Source organism: Streptomyces sp. NPDC005151 (assembly GCF_053599875.1).
This window is the reverse complement of the sequence record NZ_JBSFYR010000092.1, coordinates 15918-31008: the sequence shown is the minus strand read 5'-3', so window position 1 is coordinate 31008 and position 15091 is coordinate 15918. Positions and strand designations below refer to the sequence as shown.

The 15091-nt window shown below is 68.8% G+C and carries 12 protein-coding genes and 2 pseudogenes; 5 read left to right on the top strand and 9 right to left on the bottom strand.

What is annotated here, in order from left to right; all coding sequences use genetic code 11:
• Window positions 1–92 precede the first annotated feature (92 nt).
• The gene (locus ACWD6R_RS33010; RefSeq protein WP_451822074.1) at window positions 93–890 is read right to left on the bottom strand and encodes a GNAT family N-acetyltransferase; all 798 of its coding nucleotides are present in this window, start codon (window positions 888–890) and stop codon (window positions 93–95) included.
• A 92-nt stretch (window positions 891–982) separates the two neighbouring features.
• On the opposite strand from ACWD6R_RS33010, the pseudogene ACWD6R_RS33005 reads away from it, so the two are divergent.
• Window positions 983–1537, top strand: a pseudogene (locus tag ACWD6R_RS33005) (GNAT family N-acetyltransferase); the annotation flags it as partial.
• Between the two features lie 85 nt (window positions 1538–1622).
• Here the strand turns inward: ACWD6R_RS33005 and ACWD6R_RS33000 are convergent.
• The 7 genes from ACWD6R_RS33000 to ACWD6R_RS32970 form a co-directional block, all read right to left on the bottom strand.
• On the bottom strand, window positions 1623–3149 hold the full coding sequence (locus ACWD6R_RS33000; protein WP_451822073.1) for a type IV secretory system conjugative DNA transfer family protein: 1527 nt from the start codon (window positions 3147–3149) through the stop codon (window positions 1623–1625).
• Between the two features lies 1 nt (window position 3150).
• Window positions 3151–4569 carry an ATP-binding protein gene (locus tag ACWD6R_RS32995; protein WP_451822072.1) on the bottom strand — a complete coding sequence of 473 codons (1419 nt, stop codon included), beginning with the start codon at window positions 4567–4569 and terminating at the stop codon, window positions 3151–3153.
• 19 nt (window positions 4570–4588) lie between these two features.
• On the bottom strand, window positions 4589–6139 hold the full coding sequence (locus ACWD6R_RS32990) for an SCO6880 family protein (protein ID WP_451822071.1): 1551 nt from the start codon (window positions 6137–6139) through the stop codon (window positions 4589–4591).
• Entirely contained in the window at window positions 6136–7512 is a 1377-nt protein-coding gene (locus ACWD6R_RS32985; protein ID WP_451822070.1) for a hypothetical protein, read from the bottom strand. The genes ACWD6R_RS32990 and ACWD6R_RS32985 overlap by 4 nt, the downstream gene beginning before the upstream one ends.
• Window positions 7502–8377, bottom strand: a complete 876-nt coding sequence (locus tag ACWD6R_RS32980) for a hypothetical protein (RefSeq protein ID WP_451822069.1) — start codon at window positions 8375–8377, stop codon at window positions 7502–7504. The genes ACWD6R_RS32985 and ACWD6R_RS32980 overlap by 11 nt, the downstream gene beginning before the upstream one ends.
• Window positions 8378–8566: 189 nt before the next feature.
• Window positions 8567–8881, bottom strand: coding sequence for a hypothetical protein (locus ACWD6R_RS32975; RefSeq protein WP_030924923.1), 315 nt, complete (start codon window positions 8879–8881; stop codon window positions 8567–8569).
• 303 nt (window positions 8882–9184) lie between these two features.
• The gene (locus ACWD6R_RS32970) at window positions 9185–9841 is read right to left on the bottom strand and encodes a DUF402 domain-containing protein (RefSeq protein ID WP_451822068.1); all 657 of its coding nucleotides are present in this window, start codon (window positions 9839–9841) and stop codon (window positions 9185–9187) included.
• Between the two features lie 340 nt (window positions 9842–10181).
• On the opposite strand from ACWD6R_RS32970, the pseudogene ACWD6R_RS32965 reads away from it, so the two are divergent.
• Window positions 10182–10442 (top strand): annotated as a pseudogene (locus ACWD6R_RS32965) (transposase); the annotation flags it as partial.
• A gap of 164 nt (window positions 10443–10606) precedes the next feature.
• A complete protein-coding gene (locus ACWD6R_RS32960) occupies window positions 10607–11347 on the top strand; it encodes a class I SAM-dependent DNA methyltransferase (RefSeq protein WP_451822067.1) in 741 nt (246 codons plus the stop codon).
• Window positions 11348–11675: 328 nt separating this feature from the next.
• On the opposite strand, the gene ACWD6R_RS32955 is transcribed toward ACWD6R_RS32960, so the two are convergent.
• Window positions 11676–12908 (bottom strand): ABC transporter permease, encoded by a 1233-nt coding sequence (locus tag ACWD6R_RS32955; protein WP_451822066.1) that lies wholly within the window; start codon window positions 12906–12908, stop codon window positions 11676–11678.
• Window positions 12909–13018: 110 nt separating this feature from the next.
• Here ACWD6R_RS32955 and ACWD6R_RS32950 point away from each other — a divergent pair, with 110 nt between their 5' ends.
• The gene (locus tag ACWD6R_RS32950) at window positions 13019–14329 is read left to right on the top strand and encodes a sensor histidine kinase (RefSeq protein ID WP_451822065.1); all 1311 of its coding nucleotides are present in this window, start codon (window positions 13019–13021) and stop codon (window positions 14327–14329) included.
• Window positions 14326–15024 carry a response regulator gene (locus ACWD6R_RS32945; RefSeq protein WP_451822064.1) on the top strand — a complete coding sequence of 233 codons (699 nt, stop codon included), beginning with the start codon at window positions 14326–14328 and terminating at the stop codon, window positions 15022–15024. Before ACWD6R_RS32950 ends, ACWD6R_RS32945 begins: the two co-directional genes overlap by 4 nt.
• Window positions 15025–15091: the final 67 nt, after the last annotated feature.

Genomic DNA, 15091 nt, shown 5'->3' with positions numbered 1-15091 from the left:
GTACTGCAGGGGGGACCCTGTGGGAGAGTAGGACGCCGCCGAACAATTATTCCGGGAAAGCCCCGCACCTCTGGTGCGGGGCTTTTCTGCGTTCACGGGGCATTGCTCAATCCGGCCGGCGGCGACCATACGTACGGGGTCGTCGTGGTCACTGCGTGAAAACCGAGGCGGCGCAGGATCGGTGCGCTGTCATCGGATGCGTCCACTTGGAGATAACTGGCTCCGCGGGCTGCCGCGATTTCGGCGCGGGCGGCAACCAGCGCGCGATAGATGCCGCGTCCTCGCCAGGCGGAGAGTGTGGAGCCGCCCCACAGACCGGCGAATTCGGTGCCTGGCCTGAAGACCAGCCAGGCTGCGGAGACGAGCTCGCCGTTAGCTTCGGCGACCAGGACGGCGATGTCGTCCGGGGCAGCCGCCGCCCGGCCCGCCAGGTCGTCGCCGATCATGCTCAAGTCCTCGCCCCAGATCGTCGATTCCATCGCCGCAATGCGATGCATGTCCGCAGCTTCGGTGACCTGGCGGAGCACGACATCGTCCGGGAGTACGGGCGGTGACGCCATGTCCTTGGCGTGGCCGATGAGTATGGTCTCCTCGTCCTCCGGGGCGAAGCCGGCGGCGCGCAGGCGCTCGGTGAGGTCGGCGGGGCGATCGTGGCCCCGAATCTTCCACTCCACCGACTCTCCCCGCGCGGCGAAGTAGTCACGCTGACGGGCGATCAGCTCATCGAGTTCGGCGCCCTGCACGCCCACGTCCCGCGGGGCGCTGATGAAGCCGCGGAATTGGCCGACGGTCCGGATCAGGGGTCCGTCCTGTTCGTGGATGACCCCTGCCGGGGGGTGGGGCGGCACGCCGCGCATCTGCTCGTCGTAGGCCTCGAGCAGGCCTTTCATGTCTGTCACAGGAGTAGACAGTAGGAGATGGCGCACCGTACGGGTATACGAATTCGATTGCTTGAGGACGGAGTGCCGGACAGGATCGGGGTATGGACTATGTGATTCGCCCTGTACGTGCCGAGGAATGGGCGCTGGTCAAGGACATCCGGCTCGCCGCCCTGCAGGATCCCGCGGCTCCGGTGGCGTTCCTGGAGACGTACGAGCAGGGCGCGGCTCAGCCCGACGAGTTCTGGCAGGGGCGCGCGGCCCGCGGGGCGGAGTCCAGTGACGGCGAGACACGTCAGTTCATCGCCGAGGCACCCGACGGGAGTTGGGCCGGCACGATCAGCGTGCTCATCGAGCGACCGGACGGGGACCTGCGGTTCGGTGCGCCCGCCAAGGTTCACCAGGCCCATGTGGTCGGGGTCTATGTGCGGCCCGAGGCGCGGGGCAGCGGTCTGGCCGACCAGTTGTTCCGGGCCGGGGTCGACTGGGCGTGGTCACTGGGCGAGCCGCGGATCGAACGGGTGCGTCTCTATGTGCACGAGAACAACCCGCGGGCCAGTGCGTTCTACCGCCGGTTCGGTTTCGTACCGACCGGGGAGACCCTCGCCGAGCCGGACGATCCGACGGCGCTGGACCTGGAGTACGAGATCGTCCGACCCTCTGATGGTGCAGCACCCGGCTCGGCCGGCTGTCGCCCCGGACGGCCGGGCTTTTCCGGCAGCCTCGACACCCGTCACGTAGCTCCTAGTGCCCCTCCCGGCACTGGAGCGGGGACGACCAGCGGGCCCGGGCCTGTTCCTTCGAGCGGAGCAGGACGAGCGTCGGCAGGCCCTGGTCCTGGCCGGTCGACAGCAGTTCAGGGAGTTGGGGGAGCGGCGCCACAGCCGCGACGTCGTCGAGGACCAAGGCCATTGGTGGGTCGAGCCGACCGTCGGTTGACCGTGCGGCCATGCGGCGGCCGTGCTCGACCACGTGTGAGGCGAGGGCGGTGAGCAGCGGCATCGCACCGGGTGCGGAGCGAGGATCCTCGATGGGTTCACCGACCACATAGAGCGTGCCCCCTTCGCCCGCAAAAGATTCCAGCACCAGCGAATCGGCCCGGTTCGGTGTGCAGGCCTCGCGGATGTGGACCGAGGAGAGTGCGGCGAACGCCCGTACCGTCAGCTCCTGGGCCATCTCCCGGCGTTCGGGGTGACCGGTGAGCGCGGACTCCAGCAGGCCGGCGAGTCCGGAGGCCGCCTTGGGGTGGGTACGGAGCAGGCGTACGGGTTCATGGGCGTTGCCGCCGAGTGCCCAGCGGTGGACCTGGCGGAACGGGCGGCCGTCTATGGCGGCGGCGTGCAGCCAGCACTGGAGCAGGGTCTCCGCGGTCTCGGCCGTCATCGCGTCGATGCGGGCCTGCGGCCGGACCGGGGCGAGGAGCGCGGCGGCGCGGGCGGCTGCCGTATCGGGCTGTTCGCATCCGGCGGTGGGGGACCAGTGGAGGCGGGCCGGGGTGTCGCAGAGGTGGCCGGGGTCGTAGACGAGGACCGGGCCGAGTTTGGCGCGGGCGTCCTTTGTCTCCGCCCAGACGGTGGGGTCCGAGGTGATGACGAGGGCGGGTCCGTCCGCCTCCCGGATGGCCTGGACGACCGTGGGGCGGCGGGTGGCGGCCGGGCCGTAGACGACGAGAGGTGTGCGGGGGGAGGGGACGGCCGGGGCGAGGAGAAGGGGCGCGAGGTCCTCGACGGATTCGGCCGGTGCCGGGGGAGCCGTGGGCATGGGAGCGGGGGCGGGGGCGGGAAGCGGAGCGGGGGCGGAGACTTCCACCCCGGCGGGCTCCTCGCGCCTCGGGTGCGCCATGTGTCTCGCGTAGCGCTCCTCGGAGCGTTCCTCATAACGCTCCTCGCGACGCTCTTCCCGTCGACGTGCTCGTACCGCGCGCCAGCGTGCCACCACGCCCATCACGAACACTGTCAGCACCATGAGCACCATGAGTTCGCCTATGAACAGGCCCCAGAACAGCCCGTACCCGGAGAGCTCGTCCGCCGGTGTGTCGGGCCAGGCCGCCGGGATGTCGTGCGGGGCCGCCGCCAGCCGGCGCATGGCGAGCGGCGTCTCGGTGAAGGTGACGCCCTTCGGCCACGCGCCGTGCGCGAACAGCCCGGACAGACCGGTGGCCGTCCAGGCCAGGAGGGCCAGCCCGAGCAGGAAGCCCAGCAGGCCGACCAGCAGACCGTCCGGGATGCCGCCGGTGCTCGGACCGGTCTGCTGCTCTGTACGCCCTGCCATGTCATGCCACCGTTGACTCGGACGACTCGTTCAGCCGTTGTTGGTGCTCGATGCGTGCCGCGCGCTGTTCGGTCTCCAGTTCCGCGGCCCGTACGTCCTCCGGCAGCGGATCGACCGCGGACGACTCGGTCATCGCACGGTCGGTGAAGACCAGGGGGCGTTCCGCCTCGGTGATCAGGTGTTTGACGACCTGTACGTTTCCGTTGACGTCCCATACCGCGATGCCGGGGGTGAGGGTGGGGATGATCTCGACCGCCCAGCGGGGCAGGCCGAGGACGCGCCCGGTCGCTCTGGCCTCGTCGGCCTTCTGCGCGTAGATCGTCCGGGTCGACGCCATCTTGAGGATCGCCGCAGCCTCGCGTGCCGCGGCCCCGTCGACCACGTCGCTGAGGTGGTGGACGACGGCGACGAACGACAGGCCCAGCCGCCGGCCGAACTTCAGCAGCCGTTGAAAAAGCTGGGCGACGAACGGTGAATTGATGATGTGCCAGGCCTCTTCGACCAGGAAGATGCGCTTCTTCCGGTCGGGCCTGATCCAGGTGTGTTCCAGCCAGACGCCGACGATCGCCATCAGGATCGGCATCGCGATCGAGTTCCGGTCGATGTGCGAGAGGTCGAAGACGATCAGGGGCGCGTCCAGGTCGATGCCGGCGGAGGTCGGGCCGTCGAACATGCCGCGCAGGTCACCGTCGACGAGCCGGTCCAGGACGAGGGCGACGTCGAGGCCCCAGGCGCGCACGTCGTCTATGTCGACGTTCATCGCCTCGGCGGACTCGGGTTCCGGGTGGCGCAGTTGCTCGACGATGTCGGTCAGTACGGGTTGCCGGTCGTTGATCGTCTCGTTGACGAAGGCGTGCGCGACCTTCAGCGCGAAGCCCGACCGTTCGTCGAGGCCGTGGCCCATCGCGACTTCGATGATCGTACGGAGCAGGGCGAGCTGGCCCGTCGTGGTGATCGACGGGTCCAGCGGGTTGAGCCGGATGCCGCCGTTCAGGGCTGCGGTCGGGTCGAGGCGGATGGGGGTGAGGCCGAGCTCCTGGGCGATGAGGTTCCACTCGCCGACGCCGTCCTCGCCCTGGGCGTCGAGGACGACGACCTGGCGGTCGCGGAAGCGGAGCTGACGGAGCACGTACGTCTTCTCCAGCGCGGACTTGCCGTTGCCCGACTCGCCGAGCACCAGCCAGTGCGGGGCGGGGAGCTGCTGCCCGTACAGCTGGAAGGGGTCGTAGATGTACCCCTTGCCGGAGTACACCTCGCGGCCGATGATCACGCCGGAGTCGCCGAGACCGGGCGCGGCGGTGGGCAGGTACACCGCCTGGGCCTGGCCGGTGGAGGTACGCACGGGCAGTCTGGTCGTCTCCACCTTCCCGAAGAGGAAGGAGGTGAAGGCATCCGACAACGCGGACAGCGGATCTCGCATGGCGTGACTGCCCTCTCGGTTAGCGACGGATGCCGGTGGCGAACGGCAGGGTGTTCACAAAGGCGCGGTGGTGCTCGCGGTCGCACCACTCCAGCTTCAGATACGATTTGCCGGCCGAGGCCCGGATCGTCCGCTTGTCACGGGCGAGGGACTCGGGTGATCGCGAAGACACGGTGATGTACCCCACGAGGTTCACTCCGGCCGCGCCGCTCGCGAGATCTTCACCCCGCTGGTCGAGCCTGCCGTGGGCGGCGATGTCGCGCGGGTCGACGGTCCGGTTCATCTTGGCCTGGCGGCTCGCCTCGGCCTCGTCGTTCGTCTTCTCCGTGAGCATCCGCTCGATGGCGATCTCGGTCGGTTCGAGGTCCATGCAGACCGCGACCGTACGGATGACGTCCGGGGTGTGGACGAGGAGCGGGGCGAGGAAGTTGACGCCGACGGGCGTCATCGGCCATTCCTTCACCCACGCCGTGGCGTGGCACCAGGGCGCACGTGTCGTCGACTCGCGGGTCTTGGCCTGCAGGTACGTCGGCTCGACCGCGTCCAGTTCGGCGGGCCAGGCGTTGCGCTTCGTCATCGCCTGGATGTGGTCGATGGGGTGGTCGGGGTCGTACATCGAGTGCACGAGGGAGGCGAGCCGGCTCTGGCCGAGGGGCTGGCGCACCCGGATGTCGGCCTCGGCGAGGCGCGCGCAGATGTCGGTCAGTTCGCGCGCCATGACGACGGCGAGCCCGGCGTCCCGGTCGAGCTTGCGGCCTGCCTGGGGGCGGGCGGCGCGGGCCATGGCGTTTGCCTCGGCGGCCAGCTCGCGGTTGAAGTGCATGCACGCGACGAGGTAGGCGCGGTGCTGTTCGCTGGAGGTGGAGACCATCGACTGGAGCTGGTCGTACGACTCCTGCAGCCAGCCCGGGGCCGCCTTGTCGCCGCGCTGGGCGACGTCCTTCGCGTGCGCGTCGGGGTCGGCGGGCAGGGTGCGGGCCAGCATCTGAATACGGGTCACGAAGCCGTCGCCGTTGGCCACATGCTTCAGCAGCGTGCCGAACCGGTCGACCAGCGCCTCCTGGTCCTCGCTGTCGCGGAGTCCGACACCGGGACCCTCGATCTCGATCGCCGCGGTGACGGTGCGGCGGTCGGCGTGCAGCAGTACGGCGATCTCGTCCGGGCCGAAGGGGGCGGCGAGCCAGTTGATCCGGCCGATGCCCGGGGGCGGTCCGACCTCGACCTCACGGCCGTCGCCCCGTACGCCCGCTTCCATGGCGGTGGAGCGGTAGGCGGCGCCGCGGCGCACGGACCGCTTGAAGCTGCGGTTGATTTCGAACCATTTGTAGAAGGTGCGGTGCTTGTACGGGATGTACACGATCGCCAGCGCCAGCAGCGGGAAGCCCGTGAGCAGCACGATCCGCAGGGACAGGACGGGGACGATCAGCCCGCTCATCATGCCGAGGAACGCGCCGACGATGATCAGTGCGATCTCGCCGGTCTCGCGGTTCTTGCCGACGATCGCGTTCGGCCGGGCCCGGCCGATGAGATACGTACGGCGGGGCGCGACCGGATGGGACTGGGTCGTCAACGCCCTCCACCTCCTGTGCTGTTGTTACCTGAACTGCCTGTACCGCCACCCCGGCTGGTGCGGCTGCTGTGCGGGGTGCCGGAAGTGGGTCCCGATCCGCTGCGGGGCGGAGGTGCGGCGGAGGGGACAGATCCGCCGCCGACCCCGCTCCCGCCGGTGTTGCGGGAGCTGTGCGCGGCCACACCGCCGCTGACCGGGTTGGCGGGCCTGCCGCCGTTGCCGCCGCCCTGTCCGCCGTTGTCGCCGCCGCTTCGGCTGCTGTGGGTCTTGATGCCCTGGGAGACGAGGGCGGCAGGGGAGCTGATCAGGGCTGCGGCCTGGGCGCCGTCGGTGGCCTGCTTGCGGTTGGTACGGGCACCCTGGATCTCGTCGCCGAAGCCGGGGACGAAGCGGTAGATCATCGCCGAGGCGAAGATCGCCAGGAGGATGATGGCGAGCCCGGAGACGACGGCGGAGAACGCGTTCGGTCCCCCGTCGGAGGAGAGCGCGCCGGCCAGCCCGAGCACGATGACGATGACCGGCTTCACCATGATCACCGCGATCATGATGCCCGCCCAGCGGCGGACATGGCCCCACATGTTCTTGTCGACGAGCCCCGAGTAGACGACGACGCCGAGAAGCGCGCCGACGTAGAGCAGGGCGGCCCGGATCACGAGCTCCAGCCAGAGCACGCCCGCGGCAAGGATCGACACGAGCGAGACGACGATCAGCATGATCGGCCCGCCGCCGATGTCGGAGCCCTTGCTCAGCGCCTCGGCGAACGAACCGAAGAAGACATCGGTCTGCCCGCCGGAGGTCGACGCGATGACGTCCGTGACCCCGTCGGTCGCCGACACGACCGTGTAGAGGATGAGCGGCGTGAACGCGGACGCGAGGACGGTCAGCCAGAGGAACCCGACGGCTTCGGAGATCGCAGTGGCCACCGGAACGCCACGGATGGCGCGCTTGGCGACGGCGAGCAGCCAGAGGACGAGAGTGAGCACGGTGGAGGCGGCGAAGATGACCGCGTACTGCTGGAGGAACTTGGGGTTGGTGAAGTCGACGTTCGCGGTGCCTTTGACTGCCTCGCTCAGCTTGCCGACGATCCAGGCTGCGGCGTCGGCGCAGCCGCGGGCGAGGGAGGAGAGGGGGTCGAGGGCGTTGGTGGCGGAGTCGGGGGAGGTGGTTTTGGGGGCACCTGCGTCGCCGTTTTCGCAGTAGTCCTTGGCGAGTCCGACGATGAGGTCGCAGGCGTTGTTGCTCTTACTCGGAGACGGGCTCGGAGACGGGCTCGGTGCTGCGGTGGCACGGGACGCCAAGAGGACAATCGTGGCTGGGAGGCTTCCCAGAACGGACGCGACAGAGATCGCGTGGGAGCGACGGCTAACGGGCATAGGTGAAGCCTCCGTACTGCTCAACCGCGCCGGCGATGTCGTCTGCAGTCGATGCCCGGTTGTCGCCGCTGACCGGCGTCGGGCCTTCTGTCTGGTTCGACGACTCGATCTTCCAGTCGTTCCCGACCCATTTCAGGTTCTCGGTGATGGTGAACCAGGTCTCGGTGACAGGCTTGGTGGAGCCCTGGCCGGCCATCCCGACAAGGCCTGTGCACCAGACCTCGACGGTGGCTGTGTCTCCGGCCTGCTTGGTCACCTTGGTGCCCACAGGCACGGTCCGGGAGACGAACGTCAGTCCACTGGGCGTGCTGCCGTCTTCGTTCAGCCCGACATTAGTGAAGAGGCTTGCCGAGTACGCCTTGTCCATGTCGGCCTGGAGTTGGTCGACCACAGCCGGGTCGTGGGTGGCTTGCAGGATTCCCCGGCGTGCGTCGGCGTTGAACATGTCGGCAGAACCGAGTGCTACGGCGTAATTAGTTGCCGCGCTCTGCGCACCCTGAGCATCGTGTGCGAACCCCGACGCGATCGAGCCGTTCTTCCCCGTCACCGGCTTCGTGCCCGTCGCCGCGGTGGGCGCCGAGCCCGCCTTGTCGCCGCCGTTCCCGCCGGAAGAGGCGCCATCGTCGCCGCCACCGCCCAAGTTCGCGAACGCGATAGCCGCGATGAGCAGGACGGCCACGCCGATCACCGTGATCAGGGACCGTGAACTGCGGGCCGGCCGACGGGATGCGCCGTAGCCGTCGCCGCCCTCGCCGTCGGGGAGTCGTGTACGGGTCTGGCGCGTACCGCCGATCGTGCTGTATCCATCGTCCGTACGGCCTGAGCCCGAGTCGCTGCCGTAGCCGTGGTCGTCGCCGAGACTCATGCCGCGTAGGCCCCCTCAACCGTGTGCGATTCCGCGTAGTACGACGGTAGCCGTGCTGGTTCCCGCGCGGGCGCGGTGTGGTGACTCGACATCAGGGAGACGCAACCTCTGCCGGTGGGCACGACGGACGGATGGGGTGGAAGCGGAACGGGGGCGGCGGCAGCCTTCCCCGGGCAGGCTGGCGGAGGGTTAGATGGCCATCCCGTAGACGATGGTGAACAGGGTTCCCAGCGATCCAATGATGAACACACCGGTCAGACCGGCAACGATCAGACCCTTGCCCTGTTCTGCGCTGAACGTGTCGCGCAACGCCGTCGCGCCGATACGCTGCTTGGCTGCTCCCCAGATGGCGATGCCGAAGCAGAGCAGGATGGCAACGGCCATGACGACCTCGATCATCACCTTGGCTTCGTCGCCCAGGGCTCCGAACGGCCCCCACTTGGGAGCGATGCCGTTGATGATGGTGCTGATACCGCCCTTATCAGTGTCAGCTGCCAGGACCATGTAAGTCACCGCCCCTGTTGGGTAGTTCACTGCCCCTTGCCATATGGCATGGGTCACTCTCTATCTTCGCTGATGAATGCCCCCCGGTACGACGACTTAGCGCCTCTCTTTCATGGGATCTCGCACGTTTGACCGGTCCGACCGCCCTGACCTGCGGATCGAATCGGTGTGTGATCACGTGCATATGATTACTCTGTGTATCACGTAAGGTGACTCCGGGCAATCATTGCCATTTCGCCGCCCTGGCCGAGACCCGCCTCCGGTCCCTCCTCGCACCCATCGGGGAGGCAGGTTGAGGGGCAGTCAGAGGACGGAGCGGCGGGGGCCCGGCGGGCGGGGCGGTGTCGTCCAGGTCTTCGGCGGCCGGAAGTCGCACCAGGAGCCGTCAAAGGGAAAGGTTCCGGCCTCGGCGAGCCGGGCGACTCTGGTGCCCTCGGCGCGGATGGCTGCCGCTTCATCGGCCGACCAGTAGACGGGGTGGCCCGTCTTCTCGGCGAAGGACTCCTCGTCCTTCCACTGCCAGGACCGGTCCGGCGCGACGTTGATATCGAGCTCGTGGTCGGCGATGTCGATGTCGTCGCCGTGGTGGACGCGACGCTCCAGATTCACGTACCAACCGCGGAACTTTCCCCTGCGGCCGAAGAGCCACAGAACGGAATATGCCGCGTCGGTGGGCTGATAGAAGAGGGCGCTGCCCATCGGCCACCGGTCGGGGACCACCGGATATCCGGTGGCAGGTCGGTCGTCCGGCGCGATGTCGCGGAGGTGTGCGCCTCCAGGGAGCTCCGTGCGCCACATGGGCGCGCCTGTCTCCATCCATACCAGCTGGCCTTCGTCCGTGCGGTCGACGAGGCGTACGGGCACCGAGGCGCTCAAGTGGCCGCCGATGAAGAAGTTCCAGTGCAGAATCCTGCCCGGCACGTCGTCCGTGGTGTTGATCACGTGGGCGAGTCGGTTCATGAATCACTCCTCGCAGTCGGAGTCAGTGGTGGGGATATGCCCGGTTTCACCTAGTCAGGAACCCGTTCATGCACGGGTGTCGTCGCTGGGTCATCGTGCGCACCATGTCCTGCCTCACCGGATGTCGTGACCTGCACCGTCGCTACGAGCACAGACGGATGGCTTCGTTCACTTTCAGCGACAGCGTTTGTCGATGGGTTTCGGGAGTCTCTAATCAACGGCGGATCTGCTGATCAAGGAGAGACGCCAAGTGAGCGATACGATGATCGAGCACGAGCCCGTCGAGGAGTCGGCCGGTGGTGTGGTGCCGGCGGCTGCGTCGGATGAACAGCTCGTCGCGATGCTGGTCGACCGGGCCCGTAGCGAGGGCTTGCAACTGACCGGTGAGGGCGGGCTGTTGCAGCAGCTGATCAAGCGGGTGCTGGAGTCCGCCCTGGAGGGCGAGATCACCGACCACCTCGGCTACGAGAAGCACGATCCGGCCGGGAAGAACAACGGGAACAGCCGCAACGGCACCCGCGCGAAGACTGTGCTGACCGATGTCGGCCCGGTCGAGGTCAAGGTGCCCCGGGACGTCGCAGGCAGTTTCGAGCCGCAGATCGCCTTCGAAGGCCGGCTCACCCCGGCCGGCAACTGAACCTCAACAACCAAGATCAGCCGTTAAATTGACACACCCCCGGACGCTGGACGCAGGGGGACCTCACCACTGTGATGACAGGCGAAATTTACGCGCGCGGCGATGGGCTCCCACAGTACGGTCTGGCGATGGACGATCAAGACGGTTACTTCGGCGAGTGTGTTGCGACGGCCTATGACGAGTCGTCAGGGGAGACGTTCGAGCCGGGCGTCATCGACGCGACGGTCGACTTTCTGGCGGGCCTGACCGACGGTGGCAGGGCCCTTGAGCTGGGCATCGGGACGGGGCGCATCGCGTTGCCACTGGCACAACGCGGAGTCCAGGTCCACGGCATCGACTTGTCGCAAGCGATGGTCGCCCGGCTGCGTGCCAAGCCGAGCGGTGACGCGATCGGCGTCACGATGGGTGACTTCGCGACGACGAGGGTGGACGGAACGTTCTCCGTCGCATATCTGCTCTACAACACGATCATGAATCTGACGACGCAGGCGGAGCAGGTGGCCTGTTTTCGCAACGCGGCGGCTCACTTGGAACCCGGAGGCTGCTTCGTCATCGAGGTCCTGATCCCCGAACTGCGAAGGCTCCCAGCCGGGCAGAACGTCGTGCCCTACCACGTGAGCCCGACGCGATGGGCCTTCGACATCTACGACGTCGCCACCCAGGCGACGAGTTCGAACTACATCGAGGTCGTCGACGGCCGCGGCGAGTACAGATCAATTCCCTTCCGGTATGTGTGGCCGTCGGAACTCGACCTGATGGCTCAGCTCGCCGGGCTGCGACTGCGCGAGCGGTGGGACGGATGGACACGGGAAGCCTTCACAAGCGAGAGCCGTCAACATGTCTCGGTCTGGGAGAAACCCGCCGACTGACCACGAATCGGGCGCCCTCTTGCGTCCAAGGTTGAGCACAAGGGGGAGCCGTCGGCGCCGACGGTTCCCCGGCAGCCGGTACTGGAAACGCAGACTCACGGACACGATGAACTGAGACGCTGCTCTCCATTTGCGCCTGGCAGACACGACAATCCGAGACACTGACCTCGGCACGTCTCGCCACACAGTGCATCACGCCTGGTCAGCGCAATGCCTCAGCGCTAGATCCGGAACTCCCGCGTCCCGCGCCAGTTGGAGGGAACCAGCCAACCGGCCCCCACCGCTCCTTGCGGTGGGGGGCGGAGGCACGAGCTCTGAACCTGACCTCCTATTCGGTGCGCAGGGCCGTGGCGGTTCGGGCCCTGGCGGCCCAGCCGGCGGGCAGGAGCGCACCCAGGGTGGCGATGAGCAGGCCGCCGAGTGCGAGCGGGAGCAGTTCGGTCCCGTGGTAGACGGCGATGACGGAACCGGGGAGGCGGAGCCCCACGCTGTCGCCCATCGCGGGGATGACCCAGCCGTGCAGGGCCACGCCGAGCGGCACGCCCAGAGTGCCCGCGACCAGTCCGGTCACGACGACCGAGGTGAGGACCATCGCGATGGTCTGCCGGGGGGTCATGCCGAGCGCCTTGTGGACACCGAGCTCCCGGACGCGCTCGCGGGTATCGAGCAGCACGCCGTTGAGCACGCCGAGCGCGGCGACGGCGACGAGCATCAGCGTGAGGATCACGGACAGCGCGTTGAGTGTGACGACCATGTCGCTGCCGGCGTCGAGCCCGCCGGCCCGAGCGGTGACCCCCAGCGGTGCCAGGTCCTTGTTCAGCGCGTCGACGTAGTCGGAGACGTCGGTGCCTGACGTGACCGCGATGTGATGGCTCGTCTCCGTCAGGTCGGGATGTGCGGCCGTGAGGGTCGAGGCGTCGGTGAAGACCTGCATGCCGTCGTTGCGGGGGTCGAGGACCTCGCCGACGATCCGGACCGTGACCGGCTCGGCCAGGCCGTTCAGGGTGACGGTGTCGCCGATGCGGGTGCCGGTGGCGGCCAGGAAGGGGGTCGGGACCACGGCCTCGCCGGGCTTGTCGATCCAGCGGCCCGAGACCATCGTGTAGCCGCCCCAGGAAGCGCCGCCGGTGAAGGCGATCACGTCGATGGTGCCGGTCAGGCCGGACACGGTCGCCCGTACCGTCGCGGCGCTGTAGTACTTCCCGGTTCCGGCGGCGGCCTCGATGGCCGCGGCGACTGCAGCGGGATCGGCCTTGGGCTGCTTCTCGGGGCCAGGGCCTTGGGGTCCGAAGTCCGGCAAGGGCGCGGGCACGACGACATCGGCGGCGTCGTGGGCCTTGGCTTTCATCACCTGGCCGAGCGAGGCGCCCATCCCCACGGTGAACGTGACGGCGATGGCGCCGAACAGGATCGCCGTGCCCATGGCCAGCGCGCGGGCGGGCCGCGCGAAGGGCCGGGCCAGGCCCAGGGCGACCGGCTGCGGCAACGGCAGCCGTCCGGCCAGGCGCGGCCGCCCACCGGCCGCGCCCCGCCGAAGCGGTACGCCCGACGGCGAGCGCATCGACCGTACGCAGCCGCCCGGCCCGCCAGGCACTCGCCCACGCGGTCATCGCCACCAGGCCGAGCACCCCGGTCACCGCGGGTCCGCGCGGCGGCGACAATGAACCGGTGATGGACGTACGTACGACGCTGGAGCGGCTGCGGGAAGCCGCCCGCCAGACGGTCCGCGACGCCAGGCTTCCGAGCGGTCCACCGCTGCGGCACACCCGGCGCGCCTGGCAGTTCGACGCGCTGGTGGCACTGACACTCGGAATCGCCACCGTCTACTACGGAATCGACAACGCCGATAACGTCGTGGTGCGTGAGATCGCACCCGGCGTGGAGCGCGTCGTGCCGCGCCCGTCCGGCCCCGGTGGCATGGCCTTCATGGTGACCCTCGCGTTCGTCGCCTCGGGTGCCCTGGCGCTGCGCCGCCGCTACCCGCTCGCCGTGCTGTGCATCGTGACAGCCGCAACACTGGCGACACCGCAGAGCGTCCTGCGGCTGACCTTCTACGCGTTCGTCATCGCCGTCTACAGCGCCGCCGTGTACAGCCCGTACCGGGTGGCGGCCCTGGCGGCGCTGCCGGTGTCGGTCGTCCTGGTCGGCACCTCGGGGAACTCGGTGACACCGATCGTCCCCAACGAATACATCGCCCTGCTGATCCTGGTCCCGATGGCCGTGGCCGCCATCGGCCTGCGTACCTGGAAACTCCGAACCGACGAGGGCCGTACCCGGCTCTCCGCCCTGGAACGCGAACAGGCCGAGGCGCTGCGCCGGGCCGTCGAGCATGAGCGCGCCAGGATCGCCCGCGAACTGCACGACGTCGTCACGCACAACGTCAGCGTGATGATCATCCAGGCGGGCGCCGCCCGCAAGATCATGAAAACCTCCCCCGAGCAGGCCGGCGAGGCGCTGCTCGCCGTCGAGGCGGGCGGGCGGGCGGCCATGACCGAGCTGCGCCACGTCATGGGACTGCTCACCATGGCCGGCGAGGGCGAGGGGACGGACGGAGGTGCAGACCTGGCCGATACGGTGGCGGAGCTGACCCCGCAACCCGGCCTGGACCAGCTGGAAACGCTGGTCGGACGGGTACGGGACACCGGACTCCCCGTCGACCTGACCGTGACCGGCCCGCCCCGTCCCCTGCCGCCCGGCCTCGAACTCGCCGCCTACCGCGTGGTCCAGGAAGCCCTGACCAACACCGTGAAGCACGCGTCCGGCGCCACTGCCGCCGTGACCGTCGAATATGGCCCGGAACGGCTCCGGGTGGAAGTCACCGACACCGGTGGACACCCAGGCGCGGGCGCGCCCACCGGAAATGGGCGGGGCCTGATCGGCCTGCGCGAGCGCCTCGCCGTCTACGACGGAACCATGAACACCGGCCGACGCCTGACCGGCGGCTACCGTGTGGAGGCCCTGATCCCCTTGGAGGCACCGTGAACGAGCCGCTTCGTGTGCTCCTCGCCGACGACCAGACCCTGGTCCGTACCGGATTCCGGATGATCCTCAGCGCCGACGGCATTGACGTCGTCGCCGAGGCGGCCAACGGAGCCGAAGCCGTCGAAGCGGTCCGCCGCACACGTCCCGACGTGGTCCTGATGGACGTCCGGATGCCCGAGATGGACGGCCTGGAGGCCACCCGCCGCATCCTCACCGGCGTCCGCGGAGAACCCCGCGTCATCATCCTGACCACCTTCGACCTCGACCGGTACGTCTATGCGGCACTGTCCGCCGGGGCCAGCGGCTTTCTCCTCAAGGACGTCACCCCCGAGCATCTGACCGCGGCCGTCCGCACGGTCCGTACCGGCGACGCCCTCCTGGCGCCGGCAGTCACCCGCCGCCTCGTGCAGCGGTTCGCTCAGCGCGGCAGCGACACCGCCGCCCTCCACCGCGACCTCGCCTCGCTCACCCCGCGCGAACTGGAGGTCCTCGGCCTGCTGGCCCGAGGGCTGAGCAACGCCGAACTCGCCACCCGCCTCCACCTGGCCGAGGCGACCGTCAAGACGCACGTCGCCCGCATCCTCGCCAAGCTCGGACTCCGTGACCGTGTCCAGGCCGTTATCGTCGCCTACGAGACAGGGCTGGTCAGCGTCGGCGAACGCGAGGCCGCCGAGCAGTCCACCGAGCAGACGTAGACCGAAGCCGAGGCTTGGCCAGCCCCCGCGCTGTTGTGCGACGGACCAGGGATCAGTAGTTGCCGGC